Here is a 25,550-nt window from a genome sequence, read left to right as displayed (position 1 = left end):
AAAAAACCGCTACAAAATTTGTAACGGTTTAATATTGAGTTTATTGTTTCTTAGCAGTACTCATCATAAGCAGCCTGAAGGTTTGCTGCAATAGCACCTGCAGGGTTTCCTTCAATATGATGTCTTTCTAGCATGTGAACCAATTCACCATCCTTGAAAAGAGCTACGCAAGGTGAGCTTGGAGGAAATGGAGCAAGGTGTTTTCTTGCCTCAACTACAGCTTCTGTATCAAATCCTGCAAATACAGTTGTTAAATGATCAGGTTTTTTATCTCCAGTCAAAGAGTAAACTACTCCTGGTCTTGCAGCCCCTGCAGCACATCCGCATACAGAGTTGATAACCAATAATGTAGTTCCAGACTGCTTTAACGCTTCTTCTACCTGCGCAGGAGATGTTAAATCTTGAAAACCTTTATCTGTAAGTTCAGCCTTCATAGGCATTACTAAATCTGTTGGATACATATATTTTGTTTTTTTATCGCTACAAAGTTAAACATTTCTTTACGTTTGTTCAATACATAAAAACTATCAATGGATTAGTCAATATAAAATTAATTGAATATTAATAATTTAACAATATTCATAAAAATGTGAATTAAAATTAGGAATAATAAAATATAATTATTAAATTTGAAATGATTCTGAAAAACAAACGACCATGAAAAAAACATTTAAGGCTTTCCCTCAAGCAATCAGCCACTTATTACCTACTCAAATATGGTTATAAGCTAATTTTTTTTTTCAATTTTATTCAAAACAGAATAACACACTGGAATATCCACAAAATGAAGCCCGAGACTCAAAAGTCCCGGGCTTCTTTAATCAAATCGATATGCAAAGGTTGTATATCCTTAGTTATGGTATGAGATCGCGTTTGCGAGATTAGGAACTAGTCCAAAACCCCAAACCCGGATCACATTATGAAAGGAGCTTCTTAACCATCTCGGAAATACTTTTTCCGTCAGATTTTCCAGCTAATGCCTTTGAGGCAGCTCCCATTACCTTTCCTAAATCCTTAATGGATTCAGCTCCGGTTTCAGAAATTATATTTTTAATTTCTGTTTCTAATTCTTCTGCTGAAAGTTGCTTTGGTAAAAACTTCTCAATTACTTTCATTTGAGCTTCTTCTACTTCGGCAAGGTCTTGTCTCCCCTGAGCAGAGAACTGTTCAAAAGAGTCTTTACGTTGCTTAATCATTCTCTGAAGAATAGCAATTTCCTGCTCTGCAGAAACTTCAGCACCTCTAGCTTCAGTTTTTAAAAGAAGAATTTGAGACTTTACAGCACGTAGAGAATCCAAGGCCACTCTGTCCTTTTCTCTCATTGCTGTTTTTATTGCGTCGCTTATTATATTTTCTAAACTCATATTATCTTTATTTGTATTAACGTAAAAAGTATTAATGTATTCAAGAACTAAGTCTGTAAAATCATTAATACATTTTACATCAATACATTAATACGTTTATTTTAGTCTACGTCTTTATTTAAAAATCTATTTTCTCTGATCTGCATAGAGCCATTGTTGTCAGACATATAAGTGTTGATATTCTGGTCTGATGCATTGGTTCCGTCAATCGAAATATTCTTTCTTTTGAAAGCAGGAATAGACTCGAATTCACTTGTGCTGTCAAAGCTTTGATAGCGAGAGTTGAATTCTTTTAATTTATTTCTTCTTTCTATCACTCTGTCCTGATCAATCGTTTTATTCACGAATGTGAATTCAGACTCTTCAGTTTTTGGAGTTTCGATTTCTGCTCTGGTTTCAAAAGCAGGTCTTGTTTCAGTTCTAGGCTCTTCTTTTTGGTAAAAGGTCTCAATCTTTTGAGCGGGTTCAACAACTGCGCTTACCGGAGCATTAAACTCAGCTTTAGGCTGTCCAAAATCTGTCTTAGGCTCATTTCTAACAGGTTCATTTACAAAGAAGCTGAATTCAACAGGCTTTTCCTGAGAAGAAGAATTGTTGAATGTATTTCCTGATTGAGGTTCATCTTTTTTATTTTCAAAATCAAATGAGAAAGACTGAATTTCCAAGTCGTTTGGGTCTTCGTCTTCTTCATCAATAGAGAATAAGCTGAAAGCGTCCTGACCATCTTCGTCCTCATTTCTCCATTCCTGTTCAGGGGTGCTTACTGTATTTTCCTCTTTATCAAAGAATTTTATTTCTGTTCTGATTTCCTCTTCTTCAATAATCATTTTTTTTTCAGTAGATGCCATATTGAACTTGGTCGTATCATGGTCTTCATCATCTAATCTGAAAAGGTTTTTTCCTCCAAAATCATGTGTTGCTTCAGGATTTGATGCTCTTTCTTCCCTTGTTTTAAAAGGAGACGATTTTTGGGCTTCAAAACTGTCATTAAGGCTGATTCTGATTTTTTCTGTAGGACCAGAGAATTTCTTGTTGTCATTAGAGAATCCTGTAGCGATAACAAGAACGCTTACTGCATCTCCTAATTCTTCATCAGCACCAACTCCAAAAATGATGTCTGCAGTATTTCCTGCTTCTTTCTGGATGTGGTCCATGATGATACCGATTTCGTCCATTGTTACCTCTTCTGCACCACTTCTGATTAGCAATAGTACGTTTTTGGCACCTGTGATTTTATTGTCATTCAACAATGGAGAATCAAGGGCCTTTCTTACTGCCTCTTCTGCTTTGTTTTCTCCTGAAGCTGTTCCTGTAGACATCAGCGCTGTACCAGAATTCTGAAGTACAGATTTAGCATCTCTAAAGTCAATGTTTACATCAAAGTACCCAGTAATAACCTCTGCCATACCTTTGGCTGCATTGGCTAATACTTCATCGGCTTTTGAAAACCCCTGCTTAAATCCAAGGTTTCCGAATTGCTGTCTTAATTTATCGTTATTGATTACAATTAATGAATCAACATTATTTTTTAATTTTTCAAGACCGTTTTCTGCTTGTTCTAGTCTTCTTTTTCCCTCAAAACTGAAAGGAACTGTAACGATACCCACGGTTAAAATCCCCATATCCTTTGCTACTTTAGCAATGACAGGAGCTGCTCCGGTACCGGTACCACCACCCATTCCGGCAGTGATGAACACCATTTTTGTGTTCTGTCCCATAGCTGCCTTGATATCTTCAATACTTTCGATTGCTGATTTTTCTCCTACTTCAGGGTCAGCACCAGCTCCAAGACCTTCTGTGATAGAAGTTCCCAATTGAACTTTATTGGCAACGGGGTTATTATCTAGAGTTTGAGCATCTGTATTGCATACCACGAAGTCAACTCCATGAATTCCTTTTTCGTACATGTGCTTTAGGGCGTTGTTACCACCGCCTCCTACACCGATTACTTTTATGATGGATGAATTTCCTTTTGGTAGATCAAATGAAAATCCTTGTGTACCTATATTTTCCATAACTATACTTTTAACAATTGATGAATGATGAGTGAAAGTTGATAAGTCAATTATCTGTTATCATTGATCATTTATACTTTATTCTACTTCTTCAAAGAATTTTTTTACTTTTTCCATAAGCGACTGTCCAAAGGTCAATTTCGCTCTTCTATTTTCCTGCTTTTGATCGGAAACAGTTTGCTCCTGAACGGGTGCTGCCTGCTGAATTGGCTGAACCGTTTCTGCCTGTACGGATGTTGTCTCAGGTTTAGGTTGTTCATTCACAATTTGTTCCAATTCTTCGTCAATATTCAGCCTCTTGTCTCTGATCTTTAAACTCTCCATCAGTAATCCAATAGAGGTAGCAAATTCAGGGCCTTTAAGGTACTGATTCTTATCGTTGGCAATATATTCATTTGCAAAACCGATTCTGCTATCAAAACCTGTTGTATAATTGGCTAGCTGACGAAGGTGTTTCAGGTTTGAACCACCACCAGTCAAAACGATTCCTGCAATCAGTTTTTTCTTTTGTTCAAAGGCTCCGTAAGCTTTCAATTCTGTATTGACCATTTCCAAAACTTCTTCTACTCTTGCATTGATAATCTGTGCAAGGGTTTTTAAAGAAATTTCTTTGTCTGGACGGCCGTGAAGCCCCGGAATTGTTACAAAAGTACTGTCTTTTTCTAATTCTGGCACAGCCGAACCGAATTTTACTTTCAATTGTTCTGCATGTTTTTCAATAATAGAACAACCTTCTTTGATATCTTCGGTAATAATCCCGCCCCCATAAGGGATAACACAGGTATGACGAATGATATTATCTTTAAAGATAGCAATATCTGTGGTACCACCACCAATATCAACAATTGCTACTCCTGCTTCTTTTTCTTCTTTGGTAAGAACGGCTTCGGAAGATGCTAATGGCTCCAAAGTAAGGGCCTCCATTTCTAGTCCGGCCTCACGAACGCATCTTGCTATATTTCTGATGCTTCCCATCTGCCCAACTACAACGTGGAAATTAGCTTCTAAACGTTTACCGTGCATTCCTACAGGCTCTTGAATTTCACCTTCGGAATCTACTTTATATTCTTGTGGAAGTACATGGATAATTTCTTCTCCAGGAAGCATAACTAGCTTCTTGACCTGATCTTTTAACGCTTCAATGTCATCATCTGTAATAAACTTATCCGGATGTTCACGCATAATATAATCGGAATGCTGCAGAGAACGAATGTGTTTTCCTGCAATACCTACCGTAACTTTGCGGATAGGAACTCCAGCACTGGATTGTGCTTCGGAAACTGCGGCCTTGATTGAATTAATAGTTTGTGAAATATTATTCACAATACCTTTATGAACACCAAGACTTTTAGCTTTTCCTACACCGAGAACTTCTATTTTCCCGTGTGCATTCCTTCTTCCGACAATCGCGACTATCTTTGTTGTCCCGATGTCCAGACCTACTGAATACTCTTGATTTTCCATTTTTTATATCGATTTGATTTTTTTCTACTTTTTCTATGATTAGGACTGCATCCTACTTTGTGTTAAATTGTCCTTTTGGAACTCTTTATTATTCTATTTTCACCTTTGCTTTTGGCTTTGGCTTGGACTGTGCCTGGGCCGTTGTTTTTTTCTCTGTTTTTTTTCCTTCCTTTTGTTGTGTTTTAGGTTTTGTCCTCTCTTTCGGTTTTACCGATGCTGAGCTTGTTTTTTTTGCTTCTGTGGCCTTTGGCTTAGTTTCCGTTTTTTTAACGGAAGCCAGTGCGGTAGGAACTTTAGCCAACTCTAGCTTTCCTGCTTTGAGGATGCTGTCGTTTTCCTTGAAATAGGGGTTTAAGGTAGTTACAATCTGGTTTTGATATTTTACAGAAACCATACTATATTTTTGAGGATCCTGATATACCAGATATTTTTCTACAAAGGTTTTAAATCCTTTTACCTTAAAATCAATATTATCTAAATCTCCGATCTCTACCCTATAATTTCCTTCGCTTGTCAGAAGGTTATAACTTTCTTTAGATTTTGAAATTCCAATGAAGAATTTCTTGCTGAAATCATCTTTATCAATTTTTCCAACCAATTCTGCCAGCTTCTCATATTCATCAGGCTGTATATTTCCTGTAACCAGCATACACGGATGCGAATAGGTTTTTGAAATAGGAAATTCAACTCCTTTCTCATCCACATAGAAGTCTCTTCCATCTTTGTTAAGTCTGAAAACAGGAACTCTCTGTTTGATATCCAGATTCAGCTTTCCGTTTAAGTTCAAATAGACATTGGCACTGTCAACGGCAGGAAGCGAATTGATCTTTTTTTCTAATGCAGGAATGTTCAGCTCACCAACTTTTCCTGATGGGTTTTCCTTTTTTACAATCTCCCTGATATCTTTTTCATCAACAAAGTAAACGGGAGTTTTTTCATTCATTTTTACAGAAATTTTATTGTCAGTAATCTGCAGGCGACCGAATCTCTTCAATGAGAAACTCAGCAACAATCCTAGGATGATTACTGTGACAACAATTTTTAATATTCTGTACTTATTTTTCATACATTCTTTGTATTCATGTATTTATGTAAAATGTATTCATGAATACGTAAATACATTATTATTTTTTATAATTTACTCATCCATTCACAAATAGGGTCATACAGGGTATCAATGTTTCCTGCACCTACTGTAAGGAGGATGTCAAAATCTTTTTCTTTTATTTTTTCAAAAGCATCGGATAAATTCGATACTTCTTTTTTATCTAATGTTACTTTCTCCAACAGCCAGCTTGAAGTAATTCCTTCAAAATTCTCCTGAAGTTCTCTTGCTGGATAAATATCCAGTAAGATCAATTCTTCACCTTTGCTAAGGCTTTCTGCAAATCCATCTGCAAAATCTCTTGTTCTGCTAAATAAATGAGGCTGGAAAACAACCAATAATTTTTTATCCGGATAAAAAGTCTTGATAGAACCCACTACTGCATTAATCTCTGTTGGATGATGGGCATAGTCATCGATATAAATTTTACCGTTTTCGTAAATATGTTTAGTATATCTCCTCTTAATTCCTTTAAAATTGGCAATTGCCTTTTTCAGCGTATCAAAATCTGCGCCCAAATTGTGCAAAATAGCCAATGCTACTGTTGCATTTTCTACATTATGGATTCCCGGGATTTCCCAAACAAAATCTTTTATTGTTTCTGTCGGAGTATGGAAGTCAAAATAAATCTTATCATGATCCATGCGTAGATTGTCTGAGTAATAATCTGCCTTTTCATTCACGGCGTAGGTTTGATGCCCTCTGCCGATTTCAATTCCTTTTCTTACAAATAGCTTTCTATCTTCCGGAACTAGTGCTGCAAATTGTCTGAAGCCCTCTTCAATGTGGCTTTTATCACCATAAATATCCAGGTGATCAGCGTCGGTAGAAGTTACTACTGCCCAATCCGGAGAAAGGCTCAGGAAGCTTCTGTCATACTCATCTGCTTCTACTACGGAATAGGTAGAGCCATTGTATAGGAAGTTTGATTTAAAGTTCTCGGAAATACCTCCTAAAAAGCATGAGAACGGCAAATTAACTTCTTTACATAAGTGTGAAACCAAGGTAGACGTTGTTGTCTTTCCGTGGGTTCCTGCTATAGCAATACAATCTGTATTTTCAGTAATTAACCCCAAGACCTTTGCACGTTTTAAGATCTCAAACTGATTTTCATTGAAATAATCTAAAATCCCAAGCGTTTTGATAGCAGGAGTGTAGATTACCAATGTGTTTTCTTGTTGAAGAGAAGTGATTTTTTCGTCAATAAGATCTTCGAAAACAATATCAATTCCTTCGTTCATTAGATTTTGAGTAAGCTTGGTATTGGTTTTATCATAGCCCAATACATTTTTTCCGGATGCATGGAAGTAACGTGCTAAAGCACTCATTCCGATACCCCCGATTCCAACGAAGTAAAAATTTTGATATGTTTCTAAATTGCTCATTCTTTTCCTTGTATTGATGTATTCATGTAAAAGTATTTATGATTTTCATTAATACATTTACAATTTTACTTTTTACATTAATTTAAATATCTCATCTACAATCTCTTTTGCCGCATTTGGCTTAGCAAAATATTTCAGATTGTCAGACATTTCCTTTCTTACACTTTCTTTTTCACAGATTTCTGATAATGTATTCCAGAATTTTTCCTGCATTTCAGAGTCTTTTACCATTTTGGCTGCATTTTTTTCAACCAGATTCATGGCATTTTTGGTTTGGTGATCTTCCGCTGCAAAAGGGAAAGGAACCAATAATACCGGTTTTTGTGCTACTGCCAACTCTGAAATGGCAATGGCTCCGGCTCTTGAAACTATAATGTCTGCTGCAGAATACGCCAGTTCCATGTCTTTGATAAATTCAAGAATCTGAATATTTCTGCTTTCTGCATCTTTTGTTTCTTCTAAAATATCTTGATAATCAAGCTTTCCTGTTTGCCAGATAAGCTGATAATTTTTGTCTAAAATTTCTTTTAAATGAGACTTCCAAGCGTTATTCAATGTTCTGGAGCCTAAAGATCCACCTACAGAAAGAATCGTAAGTTTGTCTTTATTTAATCCCATTTTTTCTTTTGCCTGGATGGTTTCCTGCATTCCTGAAATAATGTTCTCGCGAATAGGATTACCCAAAAACTTAATTTTTTCTACCGGAAAGCCTTCTACTTTTGGATAGGCTGTAAAAACGGCTCTTGCTTTCTTGCTAAGGATTTTATTGGTTACTCCTGCGTGAGCGTTCTGTTCCTGAATAAAAATTGGGATTCCCAACTTACTTGCCTCATACAAGGCTGGTCCACTCGCAAAACCACCAGTTCCCACGGCAAAATCCGGAGCAAATTTTTTAATGATCTTCTTTGATTTTGATAAACTTTTCAGAATTTTGAAAGGTAACCCCAAGTTGGATAATAAGTTTCCTCTGTCGATTCCGGCGATATCTATTCCTTCTATTTTGTAGCCAGCCTGTGGAACTTTTTCCATTTCCATTTTTCCGTTGGCTCCAATGAACAAAAATTCTGCGTCAGGAAATCTTTTCTTGATTTCGTCAGCAATAGCGATGGCAGGGAAGATGTGTCCTCCTGTTCCTCCGCCTGATAATAATATTTTTAGTTTTTTGCTCATTTAAATAATGGGACTTTGTCCTACTTTTTGGTTATGCGATATCGTTTATTTCTGCTATAGTTTGTTTTTTGCCCATTCCTTCTTCATCATAAATTTGAATTCTTGAGCTTATATTTAAGATAATTCCTAACTGTAAATAAGTCACCAGCATGGAGGTTCCTCCGTAGCTGATTAATGGTAAAGGCTGTCCTGTTACCGGGATCAAATTAACAGCAACGGCAATATTTACTGCTAATTGTATAAAGATCATTACCCCGAGACTGAGTACGAGCAACGATCCGAAGAATGCCGGCATTTTACTGGCGATCATTACGATCCGTATCATCATAATCAGATAGAGACTGATCAGAAATGCGGCTCCGATTACTCCATATTCTTCTACAATTACGGCAAAGATAAAATCGGAGGCAGACTGAGGAAGCATTTGCTTTAATGCACTTTTTCCAGGTCCCATTCCGGTAATTCCACCATGAACGATGGCTGCCTTGGCCTGCATTACCTGATAGTTCTTAGCTTTTACGCTTTCATCATCGGTATCTGCTGATTTTGCCTTGCTTGATGTAAAGGTTTCAATACGGCTCATCCATGTATGAACACGGTTTCCACCGATCATATTGGTGTTTAATGCGATTAGTAAAAACAATACAATGGCTATAAATGATGCTGAAATAAATCCCGCAATGTATTTCCAGTGAAGCTGTCCTATAACTAGAACAATCACAGAAACCATTAAGATCATTAATGCTGTAGATCCGTTATCTTTTGCAACCAGCACAAACACGAGAAGAATAGGTCCGAAAATATACATGATATTCTCTATAGGAAGCCTTTCTCTTGTGATCTTTTTGGTTAAATATCTACATAAATAGATGATTAACATTAGGAATGCAAAAGACGATGGTTGGAAAGAGATTGGTGTTCCCGGAATTTTTAGCCATCTGGAAGCACTGGCCCCATCAATGGTCTGACCGGTAAACATGGTAACAACTAATAAAACAACCATAAGGCCAAGCAAAATACTGCTGAGCTTTCCGATGTATTCATATTTTACGGTTCCTACGAGTCTCATGATTCCTAAACCTAAGACTACAAAGAACATATGTTTGATAACGTGTCCTGTAGTGGTTCCGTTATTAACGATATATTCCAGATTTGAACTTGCAGAATAAACTGGGAAAATAGAGAAAATGGAGATCACAAGAATGACCATCCAAAGTACTTTATCGCCCTTTAGAAATTCAACTCTGCTTTCTGTGTTCTGCTCGTCCATATTTTTTGTATTGATGTATGATGTACAAAGTAAAATGTACTTTTTACATCCGACATTTTATTTTAATACTTGTTCTTTAAACTGACGTCCTCTGTCTTCATAGCTTTTGAATAAATCAAAGCTTGCACAGCATGGTGATAATAAAACGGTTTCTCCATTTTTAGCTAGTGATTTTGATATTTTCACAGCTTCCTCCATACTTGAAGTATCGTAAATAAATTCCTTTTTTTCTTTGAAGAAATCTATAATCTTTTTATTATCAATTCCCAGACAAACGATTGCCTTTACTTTTCTTTTAACTAAATCTTCAATCTCGGTATAGTCATTTCCTTTATCTAATCCACCAACAATCCAGATGGTTGGGGTTTTCATGCTTTCCAGAGCGTAATAGGTTGCATTCACATTGGTAGCTTTACTATCGTTGATGTATTTAACACCCTCTATTTCGGTTACAAATTCCAGTCTGTGTTCTACTGCCTGAAAAGTCATTAGTGAATGTCTAATGCTTTCGTTATTGATTTTCAATATTTTACCAGCTATTGAAGCGGCTAAGCTATTAGCTACATTATGGTTTCCAAGTAAGGATAATTCTTCAACTTTCATTGAAAACTCATCTTTCATTTTTACCACAATTTGATCGTTATTAACAAAACCTCCTTCTTCCAGCTTCTCTTTTGTAGAGAAAGGGATCATTTTCGCTTTTATTTCTAGCTTTTCAAGAAGATTTTTACTCATTTCATCATCTTTGTTGTAGATGAAGAAGTTATCATTCTCTTGATTTTCAGCTATTCTGAATTTTGCCAGGGCATATTCTTCATAGTTGTAGTTGTACTGATCCAGGTGATCCTGAGATAGGTTCAACAATAAAGAGATATAAGGTCTGAAATTCTGAATATCATCTAATTGGAAAGAGCTTACTTCCAATACATAATATTCATGATTTTCATCTGCAACCTGTTTTGCAAAGCTGTATCCTATATTTCCTCCTAAACCTACTTTTAAGCCGTCATTTTTCAGGATATAGTAGATTAGGGAAGTGGTGGTGGTTTTTCCGTTGCTTCCTGTGATGGCAATAATCTTTGCGTCTGTAAATTCAGAAGCAAATTCAATTTCTGACGAAAGTCTTATTCCTTTCTCATGAATTTTATAGATAATTTCAGCCTTTTTCGGAATTCCCGGGCTTTTTACAATCCAATCTGCATTTAAGATTCTTTCTTCGTCGTGGTTTCCTTCTTCAAATTCAATTTCATTTTCGGTAAGAAACTGTTTATAGTTATCCTTAATGGCTCCTTTATCTGAAAGAAATACTTCCAGACCTTTCTTTTTGGCCAAATAAGCAGCTCCACATCCGCTTTCTCCTCCTCCTAAAACAACTATTTTCATATTTAATCTTTTTTGTAAAATGTAAAATGTAAAACGTACAATGCATTTGGTGTCCTTACATCAGTACTTTCTACTTTTTACAAAAATTATCTCATTTTTAGTGTGATCAGACAAACAATTGCCAATATTACTCCTATGATAATCATTCTGTTAACGATTTTACTTTCGTGAAATCCGTCTTTCTGATAATGATGGTGTAATGGTGACATTTTGAATAGTCTATTGTTTTGAGCATATTCCAGCCCGTATTTTCTTTTTCTGTATTTGAAAACGATAACCTGTAGCATTACGGATAGGTTTTCAATTAAGAAGATTCCACATAAAACAGGAATCAACAGTTCTTTTCTTAAGATAATCGCTAAAACAGCAATGACTCCTCCCAGCATTAAGCTTCCCGTATCTCCCATGAAAACCTGAGCAGGATAGGTATTGTACCAGAAGAACCCAATCACAGCGCCTACCATGGCTACGGCAAAAATGGTGGTTTCTCCCATATTCGGGAGGAACATGATATTCAGGTAGTCTGCAAAGATGATGTTCCCTGAAAGATAGGCGAACAGGGCGAGGGTGAGCAGTATAATGGCACTGGTTCCTGCGGCAAGGCCATCTATTCCATCCGTGATATTAGCTCCATTCGAAACGGCTGTTACAATGAAGATAACGATGGGTATAAAGACAATCCATGCCCATTCGTGGGCATCTTTTTCATTCATCCAAAACAGAATTCCGCTATAATCGAATTCATTGTTCTTTGCAAACGGAACGGTGGAAACGGTAATTTTTTCTGTAGGCATAAAGTTTTGCTCTACATTGTTTCTGTTCACCACTTTTGCATCTGCATATTTTCTTTTAACAGTGATGTCCGGGTGGAAATACATTGTAATTCCGACAATTAAGCCTAAACCAACTTGTCCTACTATTTTGAACTTACCGCTAAGTCCGTCTTTATTTTTCTTGATTTTCTTTAAATAATCATCCAAAAATCCAATAGCCCCCATCCAAAACATGGAAACGAGTAACAAAACAATATAGACATTGGTGATTCTTGTAAACAGCAATACCGGAATAATGGTTGCCAAAATGATGATAAGACCTCCCATGGTAGGAGTTCCTTCTTTTTGCTTCTGTCCGTCTAACCCAAGGTCACGTACTAATTCACCCATTTGCTTTGTTCTAAGGTAATTGATCACTCTTTTACCATAAACAAGTGCAATAATTAAAGAGAACAGTACAGCCATTCCGGCACGGAAGGAGATGTATTTCAACATTCCTAATCCCGGAACGTGAATTCCATGGTCAGTTAGATATTCGTATAGATAGTATAGCATGTTTCTTTTTAATTTAAATCTTTAAATGAGTTCAATCTTTCAATCTATTTAGACATTAATCTCCAAAGCTCATTGATCGTTTCTTTGTCATCAAAATGATGTTTTACACCATTTATCTCCTGATAAGTTTCGTGGCCTTTTCCGGCTACTAAAACAATATCTTTAGGTTCTGCAAACTTTATGGCCATTTTTATGGCTTCTTTTCTGTCCGGAATTGAAGTGTATTTGCTGAAGTTTTGAGGTTCAACTCCTGCTTCAATTTCCTTAATAATTTGTGCGGGATCTTCTGTTCTCGGATTATCTGAAGTGATGATAGCCAAAGTTGATTTTTTGGAGGCAATATTTCCCATTTCAGGTCTTTTGGAGTGATCTCTGTCTCCTCCGCATCCGAAAACTGTAATTAATCTTTCGTTTTTTGTTCTGATATCGTTGATGCTGTCCAGAATGTTTTCCAATGCATCCGGCGTGTGAGCATAATCTACAATAAAGAAAATTCCACCGTCTGACTTAAATGTCTCAAATCTTCCGGAAACTCTTTTCAACTTGCTGATAGCCTGAAGAATTTCATCTTGTTGAAATCCTAGCTCAGCAGCAATTCCGAAGACCAATAACAAGTTGTAAACATTGAATTTTCCTGTCAGTGTCGTCCAAAGTTCTTTTCCGTTGAAGTTCACCAACATACCGTTGAAGTCAACTTCCAGAAGTTTTCCATGGTAATCAGCCATCGTTTTCAAAGCATAAGACTTCTTTTTAGCCTTTGTATTTTGAAGCATGACATTTCCGTTCTTGTCATCTACATTGGTGATGGCAACAGCTGTATCTTCCAGTCCATCGAAGAATCTTTTCTTTGTTTTTAAATAGTCTTCAAAGGTTTTATGATAATCTAAATGATCGTGGGTAAGGTTGGTAAAGCCTGCTACTTTGAAGTGAAGTCCTTCAATTCTGTTTTGTGCAATTCCATGAGAACTTACTTCCATGAAAGCAAAGTCACAGCCTTTTTCAACAGCTTCAGCTAAGATTTTGTTGATGGTAATCACATCCGGAGTGGTGTGAGTTGCTGGAATAATTTCTTCCCCGATTCTAATTTCAACAGTTGAAAGTAACGCAGAAGTGTAACCCAGATTGGTGAAAACATCAAAAAGCAGAGTAGACACAGAGGTTTTCCCGTTGGTACCTGTAACTCCTATCAGTTTAAGTTTCTGAGACGGATTTCCGTAGAAGTTAGAAGCAAGATGACCTAAAGTCTTAGCCGAATCTTTTACCTTTATATAGGTTACGTTTTCTACTAATGTTTCCGGGAATTCTTCACATACAATGGTTGTTGCTCCTTTTTCAATAGAGGATGCTATGAATGTATGTCCATCCACAACCGTACCTCTCATAGCGATGTAAAGAGAGTTCTCTGAAACCTTTCTGCTGTCGAATACCAATTCGGAAACCTCACGGTTACTGTCGCCGTGAATTTCTACTACTGGAATTCTGTTTACTAATTCTGTTACTGTCATTTTTATCAATAGGATTTCATCCTATTTTTGTTAAATCGTCCTTTTGGGACGGGTTCTTCTAATTTTTAATTTTGCAGAGATAAATATATTCTCTGGTTCTTACTGATGGTAGTGCCTTCCAATGGGAATTGTTCTTTTATTCTTCCAACTCCTTTGTAGTCAACTCGGTAGCCTAAGTTTTCCAACTGTGGGATAACATTTTTTCCGATTAATCCTACTACACTAGGCATCTGCTTATTATTAACTGCTACTTTCACATTAGGTTCCACCATTTTGCTAAGGTTTACCTTTTTGTCAACAAGCATTTCTTTTTCAATATTCTGAGGTGTTTTCAGGAATGTTTTTCCTGCTATTTCCTTAAATACCGGTGCTGCTACCGGTCCTCCATAAAATCCTATTGAGGTATTAGGTTCGCTCACCATTACATAGCAAGTATATTTTGGAGCGTCCGCCGGATAAAATCCTGCAAATGATGCACGGTACTTCATAGGGCCGGGAAGCCAGTATTCAAACCTTGCGGTTCCTGTTTTTCCTGCCATTTTCAGGTTGGGGGTGAAGATACTTCGTCCTGTTCCTTTTTCAACAGCTTTGGTTAAGGCGCTGGTCATCATTTTAATGGCTTTTTCTGAGGCCATTTTATTTACCATTACTTCAGGCTTTGCATTGTACATTACCTTTCCGTCTTTCATGATTTTATCGATGAATAATGGCTTAAGCATTTTACCTCCATTGGCAACTCCATTGTAGAAAGTTGTTAGCTGTAGCAGGTTAACGTTCGAAGAGTAACCATAAGAGATGGAGGCTAATGTAGCGGCATTCCATCTTTTATTTTCTGGAGTTAAAATCTTAGGTTTTGCGATTCCAGGAAGTTCGATGTCCATTTTATCGAATAATTTCCAACGTTTTAAATGGTCAAGAAAAATCTGTGGTTTCTCTGCATAATATTTTGTAATCAGTTTGGAGGTTCCTACGTTGCTGGATTTAGCCAGTACATCACTGATGTCATAAGTTCCGCCACCGTGACCGTCAGAAATTCTCTGCTTGGCATAGGTCCAAACTCCATTTCCTACATTTACGGTTGTATTTTCATCGATGAAACCATCATCCATTGCTGCCAAAAGGGAAATAGTCTTGAATGTAGATCCCGGTTCAATGTTATCTTTTAAAGCGTAGTTGTAAGAATCTTCATATTCGCCATCTTCTGTTCTTCTTAGGTTAACCAGAGCACGCACCTTTCCGGTTTCAACTTCCATAACGATTACGGTACCGTGTTTTGCTTCGTAATGAATCAGTTGTTTCTCCAGTGCAGAGTGTGCAATGTCTTGAATTCTAAGATCTAAGGTGGTGTATACATCTTCTCCATCTACGGGTTCCTGAACTTTCCAGAAGTCAATAGGCTTCCATTGTGAAGAATTGATTCTCTGTTCTAACCTTTTCCCATCAGTACCGGTTAAATATTTTGAAAAAGCCCCTTCCAAGCCGGATCTAAGCTCTCCGTTGTCTATACCAATGGTTCCTGCTCCAATTTCAGTAGTGGCAAGTTCTCTTTTGTAGTTTCTGTCTACAATGAACCCTCCTTTATTTTTACCTCTTTTGAAGATCGGAAAGTTTCGGATTCTGTCGTATTGATCAAAATCAAGTCCTTTTACCAGAGTATAGTATTGGTTTTTCTTTTTCTTCTGTTCGTCAAATTTTTGTCTGAACTCTCCTCTGGATTTCCCGAACATTTTGCTCAAAGAATCTGTTAAAGCTCCAATGTTGTTGCTGTAGACCGTATCTTTCATCGTTTTGAAGTCAAGATAGATGTCGTAGCGCATTACGGTTGTTGCCAAAATGGAGCCGTCGGAAGCGAATAAATTACCACGGGCAGCCTTTAATGTGGCTTCACGATAGTTTTTATTAATGTAATCATCCTTAATCTCCTGAACATTGGTGTTCTGAAGGATTACGATCCTTGCCAAGAACATTACAAACACGCACAAAGCTACCACTGCAAAGAGGTAGCCCCATCGTAAAGTTTTTTTACGCTTATTGTCGTATTCATTTTGCTTTTGCATCTGTACTGTCCAGTTTTATTAGCAATTTATGAGGATGGTTTTCCAGTGTCATTAATGAGTCCCGGGCAACCTCTTTTCCCAGCTCTGATTCCATTTTTACCTTGATCAGCTTACTTTGAGCGTAAGCGTTTCTCGATTTATATTCTTCTGTTTCTTCCTTTAAGGCGTTTACAATTTTAATTTTCTTGTTGACGAGGTGATTACTGTAAATCATGGCCATCATCAAGATAAACAACAAGAGAAAATACTTGTAATGTATTTTGATCTCATCACGATTCAGAAAGTTTCCTTTTATAATGTCTATAAAAGTGAGTCTCTTCTGTGGGCGATTTGTTGTTCTTTTTGCCAATTTTATTTCAATTTGCTTCGCAGTGAATTCACTATTGCTTTATAATTTTATTCCGGTTCTCATTTTCGCACTTCTTGCTCTTGAGTTTTCTTCAATTTCCTTATCATCCGGGATAATTGCTTTACTCTTTATCAATTCAAATGCCTTTTGATAATTTCCGTAGATATCTCTTGTAGGCTCTCCCTCAAACATTCCGTTTTTCAGGAATCTTTTTACCAATCGGTCTTCTAAGGAATGATAAGAGATTACTACCAATCTTCCTTCGGGTTTTAAAACATTGTAAGCCTGAACAAGCATTTCTTTTAATACTTCAAGCTCTTGGTTTACCTCTATTCTTACAGCCTGGAAAAGCTGGGCATAGAATTTATTAACTTTATGAGGAGGGATGTAGCTAAAAAGCTTCTTTAAATCCTCAGTAGTTTCTATCGTTTTTGTTTTTCTATGATGAGCAATTTCTCTCGCCAGTTTTCTAGCTTCTCTTAATTCTCCGTAGTGATAAAAAATATCTGCAAGTTCTTCCTCTCCATATTCATTAATCACTCTTTTGGCATCAAGGTTCTGCATCACGTTCATTCTCATGTCCAAAGGAGCATTGCTTCTTGTAGAGAAACCTCTGTCTGCCTCATCAAACTGATGAGATGAAACTCCAAGATCAGCCAAAACGCCATCCACCTGAGGTGCTCCATACATAAGTAGTGAGTTTTCCAGAAATCTGAAATTCTGATTTACCAGTGTAAACCTAGGGTCATCAATTGTATTTTTAAGCGCATCGAGATCTTGGTCAAAGCTGAACAATTTTCCTTTCTCGGAAAGTCTGCTCAAAATCTCTCTTGAGTGTCCACCACCTCCAAAGGTGCAGTCCACATATATTCCGTCAGGATTCGTCACCAAATCATCAACACTCTGCTTCAACAAAACGGGGTTATGATACATGCTTAATTGTGTTTTTTGTTTAATATAATTTTAATAACCGACACCACTATTCTTCATCGAAAGAGCCCATCACATCCTCGGCAAGGCTTGCAAAATCAGTTTCATTGGTGGAGATCACTTTTTCGTAGGCATCTTTATCCCAAATTTCGAAAAGTTCTCCTGCGCTGGTGATCACCGTATCTTTCTGAAGATTTGCAAAACTCATCAAGTCTTTGGAAATCTGTAATCTTCCTGCGTTGTCCAATTCTACTGTTTTTACTCCTGCCGTAAACATTCGTATGAAATCAGCATTCTTTTTAATGAACCTGTTCAGTTTATTAATTTTGCCCATCAGTTTATCCCATGCATTCATTGGATAGACCTCCAGACAAGGTTGGAACACAGATCTTTTGACTACAAACGCTTTGTCTTCGAAGTTTTCCATCTGTTTGATTAAAGATGCGGGAACTTTTAGGCGGCCTTTGTCGTCAATTTTACACTCATATGTTCCAATGAAATTTTTCATTTGGGACAAATTTATATAATAATTTCCAAAATTTCCCACTTTTTCCCACTTTTTGACTCAATGTTAATAAGTTTTATTAAAGATTGAGTTCTAAGAATGTAATTTGCTGATATGTAGAGGGTTGTTAAAACTGTTATTTAAGCCATAATAAAGAGGTTTTTAAAAAAATAGTTAAAAAGGGGAATATTATATTATTTTTATCTTAAATTAGGGTAATCAAAATATTTTTGAGGTTTAATTTGTATTTTTGCAAGGCTTTATTAAGGCGTTTTATGATATTTAGTACAAAAAAAGAAAAGAAATACTCCTATATAGAGGCAGGGGAAGGACATCCATTAGTGCTGTTGCACGGGTTAATGGGTGGTTTGAGCAATTTCGATAAGATGGTAGATTTTTTTTCAGAGAGAGGATATAAGGTTTATGTTCCTCAGCTGCCAATCTATGATTTGCCAGTACTCAATACGAATCTTACCACTTTAGCAAAATATATCATCAAGTTTATAGAGAGCCATATTTCTGGCCCTGTAACGATTGTAGGAAACTCGATGGGAGGACACGTGGGACTTATTCTTACGTTGGCAAGACCGGATTTGGTAAAGAATCTTGTTTTGACTGGAAGTTCTGGTTTATATGAAAGAACTTTTGGAGACAGTTTTCCAAGGAAAAATGACAAGTCTTACATAAGAAAGAAGACTGAAGAGGTTTTCTATGATCCTAAAGTAGCTACCGAAGATCTAGTAGATGAAGTTTTTGGGGTGGTAAATGATAGGATGAAAGGAATAAAAACAGTAATGTTAGCAAGAAGTGCCATTAAGCACAATATGCTGAATGATCTTCCTAAGATTTTGACACCGACCTGTTTAATTTGGGGAAGGCAGGATAACGTAACTCCTCCGGAGGTAGCGGAAGACATGCATAAGTTTATTCCTAATTCGGATCTATTCTGGATTGATCACTGTGGCCACGCAGCTATGATGGAGAAGCCGGATGATTTTAATGAAATCCTGTACAACTGGATAAAAGATAAAGTTTAAATACATAATAAATGACCATTAAGAGCTTTTCTTAGTGGTTTATTTTTCTAAAATATTTTCAAAATGGTTATTAAGACAGCAACGTTTGTAAAAAGTAGTGGAAAATGGCAAGAATGTCCGGAACCTACTATGCCTGAATATGCTTTTATCGGAAGATCTAATGTAGGAAAGTCTTCGCTGATCAATGCAATGATGAATCATAAAGATTTGGCTAAAACTTCGGGAACTCCGGGAAAAACTCAGCTGATCAATCATTTTCTAGTGAATGAAAACTGGTACCTTACTGATTTACCAGGATATGGATATGCAAAGGTTTCAAAGTCCATTCGAAAAGACTTTGAAAAGTTGATTACGAATTATATTCTGAACAGAAGAAATCTGGTCAACCTTTTTGTATTGGTAGATTCTAGACACAATCCGCAGAAAATTGATTTGGAATTTATCCAATGGTGTGGAGAAAGTGGTGTTCCTTTTTCAATAGTCTTTACAAAGTCAGATAAGTTAAAACCGAGTGAGATTATTAAAAACTTCGAAAGTTATAAGACAGAGCTTCATAAGACATGGGAAGATCTTCCCGAGTTGTATATTACCTCAGCTGAAAAGAAAACAGGTGGTGATGATATTCTGAACTTCATAGAAAAGACGAATGACTTTTTAACTCAAAATAGTGTAAGCTTCGATGAGCAATAATATTATCTGGAAAATAAAAACCTTTGATGAGTTTACTGTTCCGGAACTGTATTCAATATTGAAAGCTCGTATTGATGTTTTCGTTATTGAGCAGAATTGTCCTTATCCTGATCTGGATAATTATGACCAAAAAGCGGTTCACATATGGGCTGAAGAAAATGGTGAGGTTCTTGCCTATTGCCGTATTTTCAATAAGGGAATAAAATATGATGAAACCTCTATTGGAAGAGTTCTGACCACTGAAAAGGCAAGGGGTAAAAGTTTGGGTAAACTATTAATACAATATGCCGTAGATACAATAGAAAATCGCTTTCGTACTTCTGAAATCAGAATTTCGGCTCAGGATTATCTATTGAGATTCTATACTGGATTTGGTTTTGAAGATACCGGAAATAAATACTTAGAAGATGATATTCCGCATACGGAAATGATAAGAAGATAAATTGAAACAGGCTATCCAATTTTTGGATAGCCTGTTTTATTTGTTATTTCTTTGGGGGTGTTTGGGTTGTTTCTCCACCAGTATCAAGATCTTCAGTAAGACCGATACTGTTTTGTATTGTCATTGGTGTTTGATTGATGCTAGTTGTGTTTGCGCTGCTATTTGGGAAAGAAAATCCTAATAACATGAGTATAAAGTGAACCATAAGTTATTATTTTTTAGGAGGAAGTATAGGAAGCGTTTCTCCTCCGGTATCTATTGATTCTTCAAAGTTTATATTCCCGTTGGCTGTTGTTATAGTTTGATTATTATCGACTGTATTCGTATTATTATTTGGAAACATTAGCCCAAATAACATTATTAGAAATTGTATCATGATATTGTTTTTTTAATTATCATCTATTTTTTAGGAGGAAGGACAGGTATTGTGTCTCCACCAGTATCCATTCCATCTCCTGGTTCCAGATTGTTTTGTATTGTTATTTGAGTTTGGTTGATGGTGGATGTACTCGTACTGTTGTTGGGAAATGTTATTCCTAAGAAGAGTAATATAAATTGAATCATTTTATTTAATTATTAAAGTTGAGTAAATGGTGGTGGTGTCTGGCCCGTATTACCACTAGTGCTTCCCCCGTTTCCGTGGCCATTTCCATTCCCGTTTCCACCTTCTGGTTCCAGGCTATTTTGGATCGTTATTGAGGCTTGATTACGATTGTGTGTATTTTCTTTGCTTGGGAATATGAGCCCAATAAGAAATAATAAGAGTTTAATCATGGTATTAAAGTTTTTATAATTGAAGTCTGCCGAAAATACAAAAAAAGCGAAGATTACCTTCGCTTTTTTTAGTTAATATATATGGAGTGTTTTTTTAGAAAAGTTAGTTGCAACCTGAACAATACGACCTGTCTACATATTGCTTGCTGTTTCCTGAGTAATAATAACAGCCGCCTCTTGATCCAACATATAATTGATTCCCATTATAACTGCAACCTTTGCTTTTTGAATAAGATCCTGAAGATGAATAGCTGGATCTTGTAGATTGGCTTCTGCTACTTTTTTTAGTCTTTCCTTTTCTTGGTTTTTTAGCAAAGAGCTCCTTTGTGGAAGACGAATTGGTGGTGGATGCGGAAAAGGTTGTCGGTAATAATACTCCGAGACTTAAAAGTCCAGTGAAGAATAATTTTTTCATAGTATTTGTTTTTTAGTTATATGAGATAGTTTTCGTGGTTATTAGTTTATTGTCTCTAAAACATAATTAATAGTTTTCTAGTGTTTTGTGAAGTGCCTCTCTGAAATGGTATATTTCATCGAGGTTGTTAAGCAATACTTTTTCTCCGGACTCCTTTCCATTATGAAAAGTTTCAATGTATTTATTGGCTGTATTGAAATGAAGCCTGCATAATGGTTTTCTATTGTTGTCATCCAATAAAATCCCAAAGTAGGAAAGGGTATCTCTATAGGCAATACGTGCCGCAGGAACCTTTTCTCTCATGATGGCTTTTACAATTTGGAATCCTTCGAGTTCTTCTTCGGTAGTAACAATTTTAGAATCGTTGTTTTCATCAATAGGCGGAGATATTTTTACATCCTCATCCTGTTTTTCAATTTGCTCATTAATGCTCAAAGCAGATTTAAGTCTAAAACTTATCGATTCATTGATGGAAGTCGTAAGGGCTTTCTTGGTATACTCTTTAAAGGAAATCATTCTGTTCGCTGTTATAGGCTTTTCAAAAAACCTACTCACCAAAAGCTTTACAATTTCATCAGACGGTGTTTCTATTTCTTTCTCAAACTCTTTTCTTATTGCCTTAATGTACTTTAAAGCTTCTGCGGAATCAAGAATACTTTCGAGGTTATAGTCCTTTTTTGTAAAGCTCTCAAGTATTTTGATAGAACTGTCTTTTAAGTCTTCAATATCGATGGTGAAAAAGGGTTTTTCATCCATAATATTAGGTTTTTCAAGATCCGTATAAAAATTATAAACAATACCATTGGTAAGAACACCGAATCTTGTCTTAGAAACGTGGTAATATCTGTGAAGCTGAGAATTATGAGCATCCGCATTCTCTTTCCAGTGTTTGCATTCTATAATAAAAATAGGCTCGTCATTGTTTTTGATAACATAGTCTACCTTTTCTCCTTTTTTGGTTCCGATGTCACATACATGTTCAGGAACAACTTCTGTAGGATTAAATATATCATACCCCAAAATCTGAATAAAAGGCATTACAAAAGCATTTTTAGTAGCCTCTTCGGTAGCAATCTGATCTTTTAATCCTACAACTTTCTGTTGTAATTGCTCAAGTTTAATTTTAAGATCCATGGTTTTGATTTTAAAGGGTTTCATCAATTATTTCTGCTTCAGGAGCATTGGTTTTTACAGAAGAAATTCCGTTTTCCATTGTGGTGGTGGAACTATATAGCTGGCTTTTACCAATGATTTCTCCGTTTCTGGCTTTCAGTACAAAATAGTCTTTATTATTAACCGCCAATCTTCTGTCGTACCTTGAATCTTCCTGAGAATTAAGTCTCACAGACTCTATTCCTTTATGACAAGATGCTTTTTGAACATAGCCCTCGCTAGTAAGAATAATTTCTCCGTTTTTAGCCTTAAGATTGAATTGATATTCATTATTTACTCTTCGAGTGATAACAAATTTTCCCATAGTTGTTTTTATTTATAGGTCAAAAGTATAACCCTTTATAAGCTATTCCTTACGGGAAACCGTAAAACGAAACCTTTCTTTGATATTTTGTACGTCAAGTTTTGTATAAAAAAAGCAGCAACCGTTTTCATGGTTGCCGCTTGAATATCTATTTGGAGCATCATTATTTGTTCCAGTTGTTTTTTTTCGTTAATGATTGTATTTTAAATCAAATTTATTTTGAGACATAAAAATGAATATAAAAAAATCTATCAGAGCAATAAAAGTGGGTATAAAAGTCCAGCTAAATATAAGATATATAAAACCAAGTAATGTTTGGCCTAAGTAAAACCTATGTATACCTAATCCACCAAGGAAAAAAGATAATAAACTTGCAATGTTTTTATCTTTTCTGCTTTTGGCTTTAACGTAAATATCCTTACTTTCTTCTTTTTTTGCTTTTAAAATATTAATTTCCTCCAGTGACATAGAAGTTAATCTAGCAATGTAATTGACTATGTTTACAATATGTTGATTGGCGTGGGTAACTTCATGGGGTTCATTGAACGTTCCCATTTTTCTTCTGATCTCAATACTAATTCCAGTTTTATTATCTGTAACAGAATTTAAAATAATATCAATATAAACTCCCAGGCTTAAAAACTCATAAGATTCATAGGTATATTGATTGAAAATCTCATTACAAGAATTAAATCTATATTTTGAATGTAAAATAGAAATGTTTTTTACACTTTCTTTCACTCTTTCCAGTGGAAAATCAACATATAGGGTTTTTGTAGGATTAGGTATTGCAAATACAGCCATGATAAATTATTTTTATTTATAGGCCAAAGTTAGGATCGCTTCAATGTTAATCCTTACGGTAAACCGTAAAAAAACCTTTCAAAAACTTGAAAGGTTTATAGGGTAGCAATAAAGATTATAGGTATTACTCTTGAATAATCTCTAGTTATGATCTGGGTTTTACGATCTGATTAGGAGGAAGAATATCCCAATTGGGGAACTTTGCGTTCTGTTTATCCTTTCTTGGATGATTTTCAGGTTGTTTATCTTCCGCCTTTATTTCTTTATTGTTTTCGGTGTTACTTTCCGGATTGCTCATCTTATGAATTGTTGGTGATTATGATGTAGTTCTTGAATTGGCTAAAAACTCCTCGGCTCGAATAGATTGAAGCATTGTTTTTACTTCTGAAGCTTTTGCATCTTCCATATCGTATTCTGCTTTGAAGTCTTTCAGTTCTGTAAGGCATCCTCTTAATGCTTCATCGGATTTTATACGGGATTCATTAACTTTTTTTCTTGCATCTGCTTTATTTGAACCTCCGGCCCAATACATTAATGCCAGAAATCCCGTACATACAGAAAAGATAAGATAGCCAAGAAATTTAGCCTTAGGATCGGTCAGATAACAAAATAAGCCAAATGCGTAAATGGGAATAGTGATCGCAACAATACAGCCGTTGCCGGATGATGCTTTCTTTACCTCATCTTTTAAAGTCTTATCCCAATGTTCTCCATGCGCTTTCAGTTGTTCTGCTTCATCTGTACTATCTGAAGATATTTTATAATTTTCAATAGCTAAATCTGCAGTGGTAACAGCACTCACTCTATACTCTGCTGTATAAGCTTCATGAGCCTCCACAATCCAAGGGCTGCTTATGGCTACTGCCAAAGGTTGGGTAGCATGTGTTCCTCCTGCCAACTCTGGAATAAAAGCTACGTTGGTAAGCATCTGAAGGAAGTTTGTTTTTTCTTCAAAAGCTTTCTCCTGAGAAGAATAATCAGAATTTGCAGATCTTTTATCCTTTTTTTGATCTATAATCAGCTGGTTGAGCTTTATCTTCTTTTGCAATTCAAACTCTTCATCATCAAAATTAGTAATCAGTAAAGACAAAATTTCATCTAATTGATTTTTTGATGTTTTTGACTCATCAACAGGAGTATTGAGTATATTTTTAATATAAGAAATCAGAAACTGATGAAGCTTTACTTTTTTCATAGACGACTTAAGGTCTGCCCAATTGGTACAGTATTTCTCAAGAAATGGATACTCTTTATGATCTAAACGGCCTTTAGACTGGAAGAATTTAAGCCATTCATTTTTCTGCTCATTAATATACTGATCCGTTTGTGTTAAAAGGTTAAGCCATCCATCTACGGTAGAAATAATCAGCTCTCGGGAAGCTTGGGGGAATGATCCGGTTGCCGCAGCCTCCAGAACCATCACAAATTCACGGTCAAGTCGATATGGGTCCTGATGCATCAGATATCTTTGTACCCATTGATGGCACGCCTCATCTCTGCCCAGTCTTCTCATAAGAAGCATGAAGAAGAGTGTTGTCTTATAATCATCTCTCCTTAATGCCTCATTCAGCGCCCTTTCAGTATCTTCACGATCATCTCGAACCCAGGCTACAATAGCAACCATTGCAGGAGCCAGCCAGTAATTGGGCGTTTTTATCATTAAGCTTTCAGCGGCGTCCTGCATAATCTCATGCCTTACAATTCCACTGTCCACAGCTTGTAAAATACCTAAGACAGTTCTTCTGATCTCTTCATAATAACCGAATTTGTTGCTAAGGTCCTGCTTTAAACTTTCCTGCATGTTTTCAGCAAGCTGAAGTTCCCTTTTTTCTTTATCCGCTTTGATAAAATCATCAATAATACCGGACATATCATTCATCCTCCCATCCAGAGCTTGCTGTTGGTTATTGATGTTACCTATTTCAGAATTGATATTTCCTAATTGAGAGTTGAAAGAATTCAGATTATTATTAAGGTAATTGATATTATTGTTAATCCCCTTAAGATTATCATTAAGTAAAGAGTCTTCCTGTGACATTTCCTTGTGTTTTAAAAAGATATTAGTTTTTTATCCTAGCAAA

26 protein-coding genes are annotated in these 25,550 nt (G+C 36.1%); 3 read left to right on the top strand and 23 right to left on the bottom strand.

Features of this window, described 5'->3' with window-relative positions:
• Window positions 1-50: 50 nt before the first annotated feature.
• From C1638_RS10445 to mraZ, 15 genes are all read right to left on the bottom strand, one after another.
• Entirely contained in the window at window positions 51-461 is a 411-nt protein-coding gene (locus tag C1638_RS10445; protein WP_076352812.1) for a BrxA/BrxB family bacilliredoxin, read from the bottom strand.
• A gap of 456 nt (window positions 462-917) precedes the next feature.
• Window positions 918-1,364 (bottom strand): GatB/YqeY domain-containing protein, encoded by a 447-nt coding sequence (locus C1638_RS10440; RefSeq protein ID WP_109620744.1) that lies wholly within the window; start codon window positions 1,362-1,364, stop codon window positions 918-920.
• 101 nt (window positions 1,365-1,465) lie between these two features.
• Window positions 1,466-3,379: a cell division protein FtsZ gene (ftsZ, locus tag C1638_RS10435; RefSeq protein ID WP_109620742.1), complete on the bottom strand. Its 1,914-nt coding sequence runs from the start codon at window positions 3,377-3,379 to the stop codon at window positions 1,466-1,468.
• Between the two features lie 78 nt (window positions 3,380-3,457).
• Window positions 3,458-4,843, bottom strand: a complete 1,386-nt coding sequence (gene ftsA, locus C1638_RS10430; RefSeq protein WP_109620740.1) for a cell division protein FtsA — start codon at window positions 4,841-4,843, stop codon at window positions 3,458-3,460.
• An 88-nt stretch (window positions 4,844-4,931) separates the two neighbouring features.
• Entirely contained in the window at window positions 4,932-5,909 is a 978-nt protein-coding gene (locus tag C1638_RS10425) for a cell division protein FtsQ/DivIB (protein WP_109620738.1), read from the bottom strand.
• Between the two features lie 65 nt (window positions 5,910-5,974).
• The gene (murC, locus tag C1638_RS10420; protein ID WP_109620737.1) at window positions 5,975-7,333 is read right to left on the bottom strand and encodes a UDP-N-acetylmuramate--L-alanine ligase; all 1,359 of its coding nucleotides are present in this window, start codon (window positions 7,331-7,333) and stop codon (window positions 5,975-5,977) included.
• Between the two features lie 72 nt (window positions 7,334-7,405).
• Entirely contained in the window at window positions 7,406-8,503 is a 1,098-nt protein-coding gene (gene murG, locus C1638_RS10415; protein ID WP_109620735.1) for an undecaprenyldiphospho-muramoylpentapeptide beta-N-acetylglucosaminyltransferase, read from the bottom strand.
• 31 nt (window positions 8,504-8,534) lie between these two features.
• Complete coding sequence (locus C1638_RS10410; RefSeq protein WP_109620733.1) at window positions 8,535-9,773, bottom strand: FtsW/RodA/SpoVE family cell cycle protein; 1,239 nt, start codon at window positions 9,771-9,773, stop codon at window positions 8,535-8,537.
• A gap of 57 nt (window positions 9,774-9,830) precedes the next feature.
• Window positions 9,831-11,156, bottom strand: a complete 1,326-nt coding sequence (gene murD / locus C1638_RS10405) for a UDP-N-acetylmuramoyl-L-alanine--D-glutamate ligase (protein ID WP_109620731.1) — start codon at window positions 11,154-11,156, stop codon at window positions 9,831-9,833.
• An 86-nt stretch (window positions 11,157-11,242) separates the two neighbouring features.
• Window positions 11,243-12,484 carry a phospho-N-acetylmuramoyl-pentapeptide-transferase gene (gene mraY / locus C1638_RS10400; protein ID WP_106917718.1) on the bottom strand — a complete coding sequence of 414 codons (1,242 nt, stop codon included), beginning with the start codon at window positions 12,482-12,484 and terminating at the stop codon, window positions 11,243-11,245.
• A gap of 44 nt (window positions 12,485-12,528) precedes the next feature.
• The gene (locus tag C1638_RS10395; RefSeq protein ID WP_109620729.1) at window positions 12,529-13,989 is read right to left on the bottom strand and encodes a UDP-N-acetylmuramoyl-L-alanyl-D-glutamate--2,6-diaminopimelate ligase; all 1,461 of its coding nucleotides are present in this window, start codon (window positions 13,987-13,989) and stop codon (window positions 12,529-12,531) included.
• A 65-nt stretch (window positions 13,990-14,054) separates the two neighbouring features.
• Window positions 14,055-16,046 (bottom strand): penicillin-binding transpeptidase domain-containing protein, encoded by a 1,992-nt coding sequence (locus C1638_RS10390; RefSeq protein WP_109620728.1) that lies wholly within the window; start codon window positions 16,044-16,046, stop codon window positions 14,055-14,057.
• On the bottom strand, window positions 16,030-16,395 hold the full coding sequence (locus C1638_RS10385; RefSeq protein ID WP_027372881.1) for an FtsL-like putative cell division protein: 366 nt from the start codon (window positions 16,393-16,395) through the stop codon (window positions 16,030-16,032). Before C1638_RS10385 ends, C1638_RS10390 begins: the two co-directional genes overlap by 17 nt.
• A 39-nt stretch (window positions 16,396-16,434) precedes the next feature.
• On the bottom strand, window positions 16,435-17,328 hold the full coding sequence (gene rsmH, locus C1638_RS10380; RefSeq protein WP_109620726.1) for a 16S rRNA (cytosine(1402)-N(4))-methyltransferase RsmH: 894 nt from the start codon (window positions 17,326-17,328) through the stop codon (window positions 16,435-16,437).
• Between the two features lie 46 nt (window positions 17,329-17,374).
• Window positions 17,375-17,833, bottom strand: coding sequence for a division/cell wall cluster transcriptional repressor MraZ (gene mraZ / locus C1638_RS10375; RefSeq protein ID WP_109620724.1), 459 nt, complete (start codon window positions 17,831-17,833; stop codon window positions 17,375-17,377).
• Between the two features lie 272 nt (window positions 17,834-18,105).
• On the opposite strand from mraZ, the gene C1638_RS10370 reads away from it, so the two are divergent.
• From C1638_RS10370 to C1638_RS10360, 3 genes are all read left to right on the top strand, one after another.
• Window positions 18,106-18,867, top strand: coding sequence for an alpha/beta fold hydrolase (locus C1638_RS10370; RefSeq protein WP_109620722.1), 762 nt, complete (start codon window positions 18,106-18,108; stop codon window positions 18,865-18,867).
• Window positions 18,868-18,930: 63 nt separating this feature from the next.
• Window positions 18,931-19,557, top strand: a complete 627-nt coding sequence (gene yihA / locus C1638_RS10365) for a ribosome biogenesis GTP-binding protein YihA/YsxC (protein WP_109620720.1) — start codon at window positions 18,931-18,933, stop codon at window positions 19,555-19,557.
• Window positions 19,547-19,999, top strand: coding sequence for a GNAT family N-acetyltransferase (locus C1638_RS10360; RefSeq protein WP_109620718.1), 453 nt, complete (start codon window positions 19,547-19,549; stop codon window positions 19,997-19,999). The genes yihA and C1638_RS10360 overlap by 11 nt, the downstream gene beginning before the upstream one ends.
• Before the next feature lie 211 nt (window positions 20,000-20,210).
• Here the strand turns inward: C1638_RS10360 and C1638_RS22330 are convergent, their stop codons facing one another.
• The 8 genes from C1638_RS22330 to C1638_RS10330 all read right to left on the bottom strand — a co-directional run bounded on the left by C1638_RS22330 (window position 20,211) and on the right by C1638_RS10330 (window position 25,507).
• On the bottom strand, window positions 20,211-20,375 hold the full coding sequence (locus tag C1638_RS22330; RefSeq protein ID WP_165826527.1) for a hypothetical protein: 165 nt from the start codon (window positions 20,373-20,375) through the stop codon (window positions 20,211-20,213).
• 200 nt (window positions 20,376-20,575) lie between these two features.
• On the bottom strand, window positions 20,576-20,773 hold the full coding sequence (locus C1638_RS10355) for a hypothetical protein (protein ID WP_109620716.1): 198 nt from the start codon (window positions 20,771-20,773) through the stop codon (window positions 20,576-20,578).
• Window positions 20,774-20,876: 103 nt separating this feature from the next.
• Window positions 20,877-21,188, bottom strand: a complete 312-nt coding sequence (locus C1638_RS22175; protein ID WP_123838367.1) for a hypothetical protein — start codon at window positions 21,186-21,188, stop codon at window positions 20,877-20,879.
• A gap of 66 nt (window positions 21,189-21,254) precedes the next feature.
• A complete protein-coding gene (locus C1638_RS10345) occupies window positions 21,255-22,322 on the bottom strand; it encodes a type I restriction endonuclease (RefSeq protein WP_109621725.1) in 1,068 nt (355 codons plus the stop codon).
• Window positions 22,323-22,332: 10 nt separating this feature from the next.
• On the bottom strand, window positions 22,333-22,665 hold the full coding sequence (locus C1638_RS10340; RefSeq protein ID WP_109620711.1) for a YegP family protein: 333 nt from the start codon (window positions 22,663-22,665) through the stop codon (window positions 22,333-22,335).
• Between the two features lie 189 nt (window positions 22,666-22,854).
• Window positions 22,855-23,469 (bottom strand): TM2 domain-containing protein, encoded by a 615-nt coding sequence (locus C1638_RS22620; RefSeq protein WP_228428119.1) that lies wholly within the window; start codon window positions 23,467-23,469, stop codon window positions 22,855-22,857.
• Window positions 23,470-23,614: 145 nt separating this feature from the next.
• A complete protein-coding gene (locus C1638_RS22325; protein WP_165826526.1) occupies window positions 23,615-23,767 on the bottom strand; it encodes a hypothetical protein in 153 nt (50 codons plus the stop codon).
• 18 nt (window positions 23,768-23,785) lie between these two features.
• A complete protein-coding gene (locus C1638_RS10330; protein ID WP_109620709.1) occupies window positions 23,786-25,507 on the bottom strand; it encodes a hypothetical protein in 1,722 nt (573 codons plus the stop codon).
• Between the last annotated feature and the right edge of the window lie 43 nt (window positions 25,508-25,550).

Origin of the sequence: Chryseobacterium oncorhynchi (assembly GCF_002899895.1) — a bacterium.
Taxonomy (GTDB): Bacteria; Bacteroidota; Bacteroidia; order Flavobacteriales; family Weeksellaceae; genus Chryseobacterium; species Chryseobacterium oncorhynchi.
This window is presented reverse-complemented; position numbering and strand designations above follow the sequence as displayed.

What these genes read in the sequence shown, in the direction of transcription:
- C1638_RS10445 (WP_076352812.1), bottom strand. Translation starts at nt 461, where the DNA reads ATGTATCCAACAGATTTAGTAATGCCTATGAAGGCTGAACTTACAGAT.
- C1638_RS10440 (WP_109620744.1), bottom strand. Translation starts at nt 1,364, where the DNA reads ATGAGTTTAGAAAATATAATAAGCGACGCAATAAAAACAGCAATGAGA.
- ftsZ (WP_109620742.1), bottom strand. Translation starts at nt 3,379, where the DNA reads ATGGAAAATATAGGTACACAAGGATTTTCATTTGATCTACCAAAAGGA.
- ftsA (WP_109620740.1), bottom strand. Translation starts at nt 4,843, where the DNA reads ATGGAAAATCAAGAGTATTCAGTAGGTCTGGACATCGGGACAACAAAG.
- C1638_RS10425 (WP_109620738.1), bottom strand. Translation starts at nt 5,909, where the DNA reads ATGAAAAATAAGTACAGAATATTAAAAATTGTTGTCACAGTAATCATC.
- murC (WP_109620737.1), bottom strand. Translation starts at nt 7,333, where the DNA reads ATGAGCAATTTAGAAACATATCAAAATTTTTACTTCGTTGGAATCGGG.
- murG (WP_109620735.1), bottom strand. Translation starts at nt 8,503, where the DNA reads ATGAGCAAAAAACTAAAAATATTATTATCAGGCGGAGGAACAGGAGGA.
- C1638_RS10410 (WP_109620733.1), bottom strand. Translation starts at nt 9,773, where the DNA reads ATGGACGAGCAGAACACAGAAAGCAGAGTTGAATTTCTAAAGGGCGAT.
- murD (WP_109620731.1), bottom strand. Translation starts at nt 11,156, where the DNA reads ATGAAAATAGTTGTTTTAGGAGGAGGAGAAAGCGGATGTGGAGCTGCT.
- mraY (WP_106917718.1), bottom strand. Translation starts at nt 12,484, where the DNA reads ATGCTATACTATCTATACGAATATCTAACTGACCATGGAATTCACGTT.
- C1638_RS10395 (WP_109620729.1), bottom strand. Translation starts at nt 13,989, where the DNA reads ATGACAGTAACAGAATTAGTAAACAGAATTCCAGTAGTAGAAATTCAC.
- C1638_RS10390 (WP_109620728.1), bottom strand. Translation starts at nt 16,046, where the DNA reads ATGCAAAAGCAAAATGAATACGACAATAAGCGTAAAAAAACTTTACGA.
- rsmH (WP_109620726.1), bottom strand. Translation starts at nt 17,328, where the DNA reads ATGTATCATAACCCCGTTTTGTTGAAGCAGAGTGTTGATGATTTGGTG.
- mraZ (WP_109620724.1), bottom strand. Translation starts at nt 17,833, where the DNA reads ATGAAAAATTTCATTGGAACATATGAGTGTAAAATTGACGACAAAGGC.
- C1638_RS10370 (WP_109620722.1), top strand. Translation starts at nt 18,106, where the DNA reads ATGATATTTAGTACAAAAAAAGAAAAGAAATACTCCTATATAGAGGCA.
- yihA (WP_109620720.1), top strand. Translation starts at nt 18,931, where the DNA reads ATGGTTATTAAGACAGCAACGTTTGTAAAAAGTAGTGGAAAATGGCAA.
- C1638_RS10360 (WP_109620718.1), top strand. Translation starts at nt 19,547, where the DNA reads ATGAGCAATAATATTATCTGGAAAATAAAAACCTTTGATGAGTTTACT.
- C1638_RS22330 (WP_165826527.1), bottom strand. Translation starts at nt 20,375, where the DNA reads ATGATACAATTTCTAATAATGTTATTTGGGCTAATGTTTCCAAATAAT.
- C1638_RS10355 (WP_109620716.1), bottom strand. Translation starts at nt 20,773, where the DNA reads ATGATTAAACTCTTATTATTTCTTATTGGGCTCATATTCCCAAGCAAA.
- C1638_RS22175 (WP_123838367.1), bottom strand. Translation starts at nt 21,188, where the DNA reads ATGAAAAAATTATTCTTCACTGGACTTTTAAGTCTCGGAGTATTATTA.
- C1638_RS10345 (WP_109621725.1), bottom strand. Translation starts at nt 22,322, where the DNA reads ATGGATCTTAAAATTAAACTTGAGCAATTACAACAGAAAGTTGTAGGA.
- C1638_RS10340 (WP_109620711.1), bottom strand. Translation starts at nt 22,665, where the DNA reads ATGGGAAAATTTGTTATCACTCGAAGAGTAAATAATGAATATCAATTC.
- C1638_RS22620 (WP_228428119.1), bottom strand. Translation starts at nt 23,469, where the DNA reads ATGGCTGTATTTGCAATACCTAATCCTACAAAAACCCTATATGTTGAT.
- C1638_RS22325 (WP_165826526.1), bottom strand. Translation starts at nt 23,767, where the DNA reads ATGAGCAATCCGGAAAGTAACACCGAAAACAATAAAGAAATAAAGGCG.
- C1638_RS10330 (WP_109620709.1), bottom strand. Translation starts at nt 25,507, where the DNA reads ATGTCACAGGAAGACTCTTTACTTAATGATAATCTTAAGGGGATTAAC.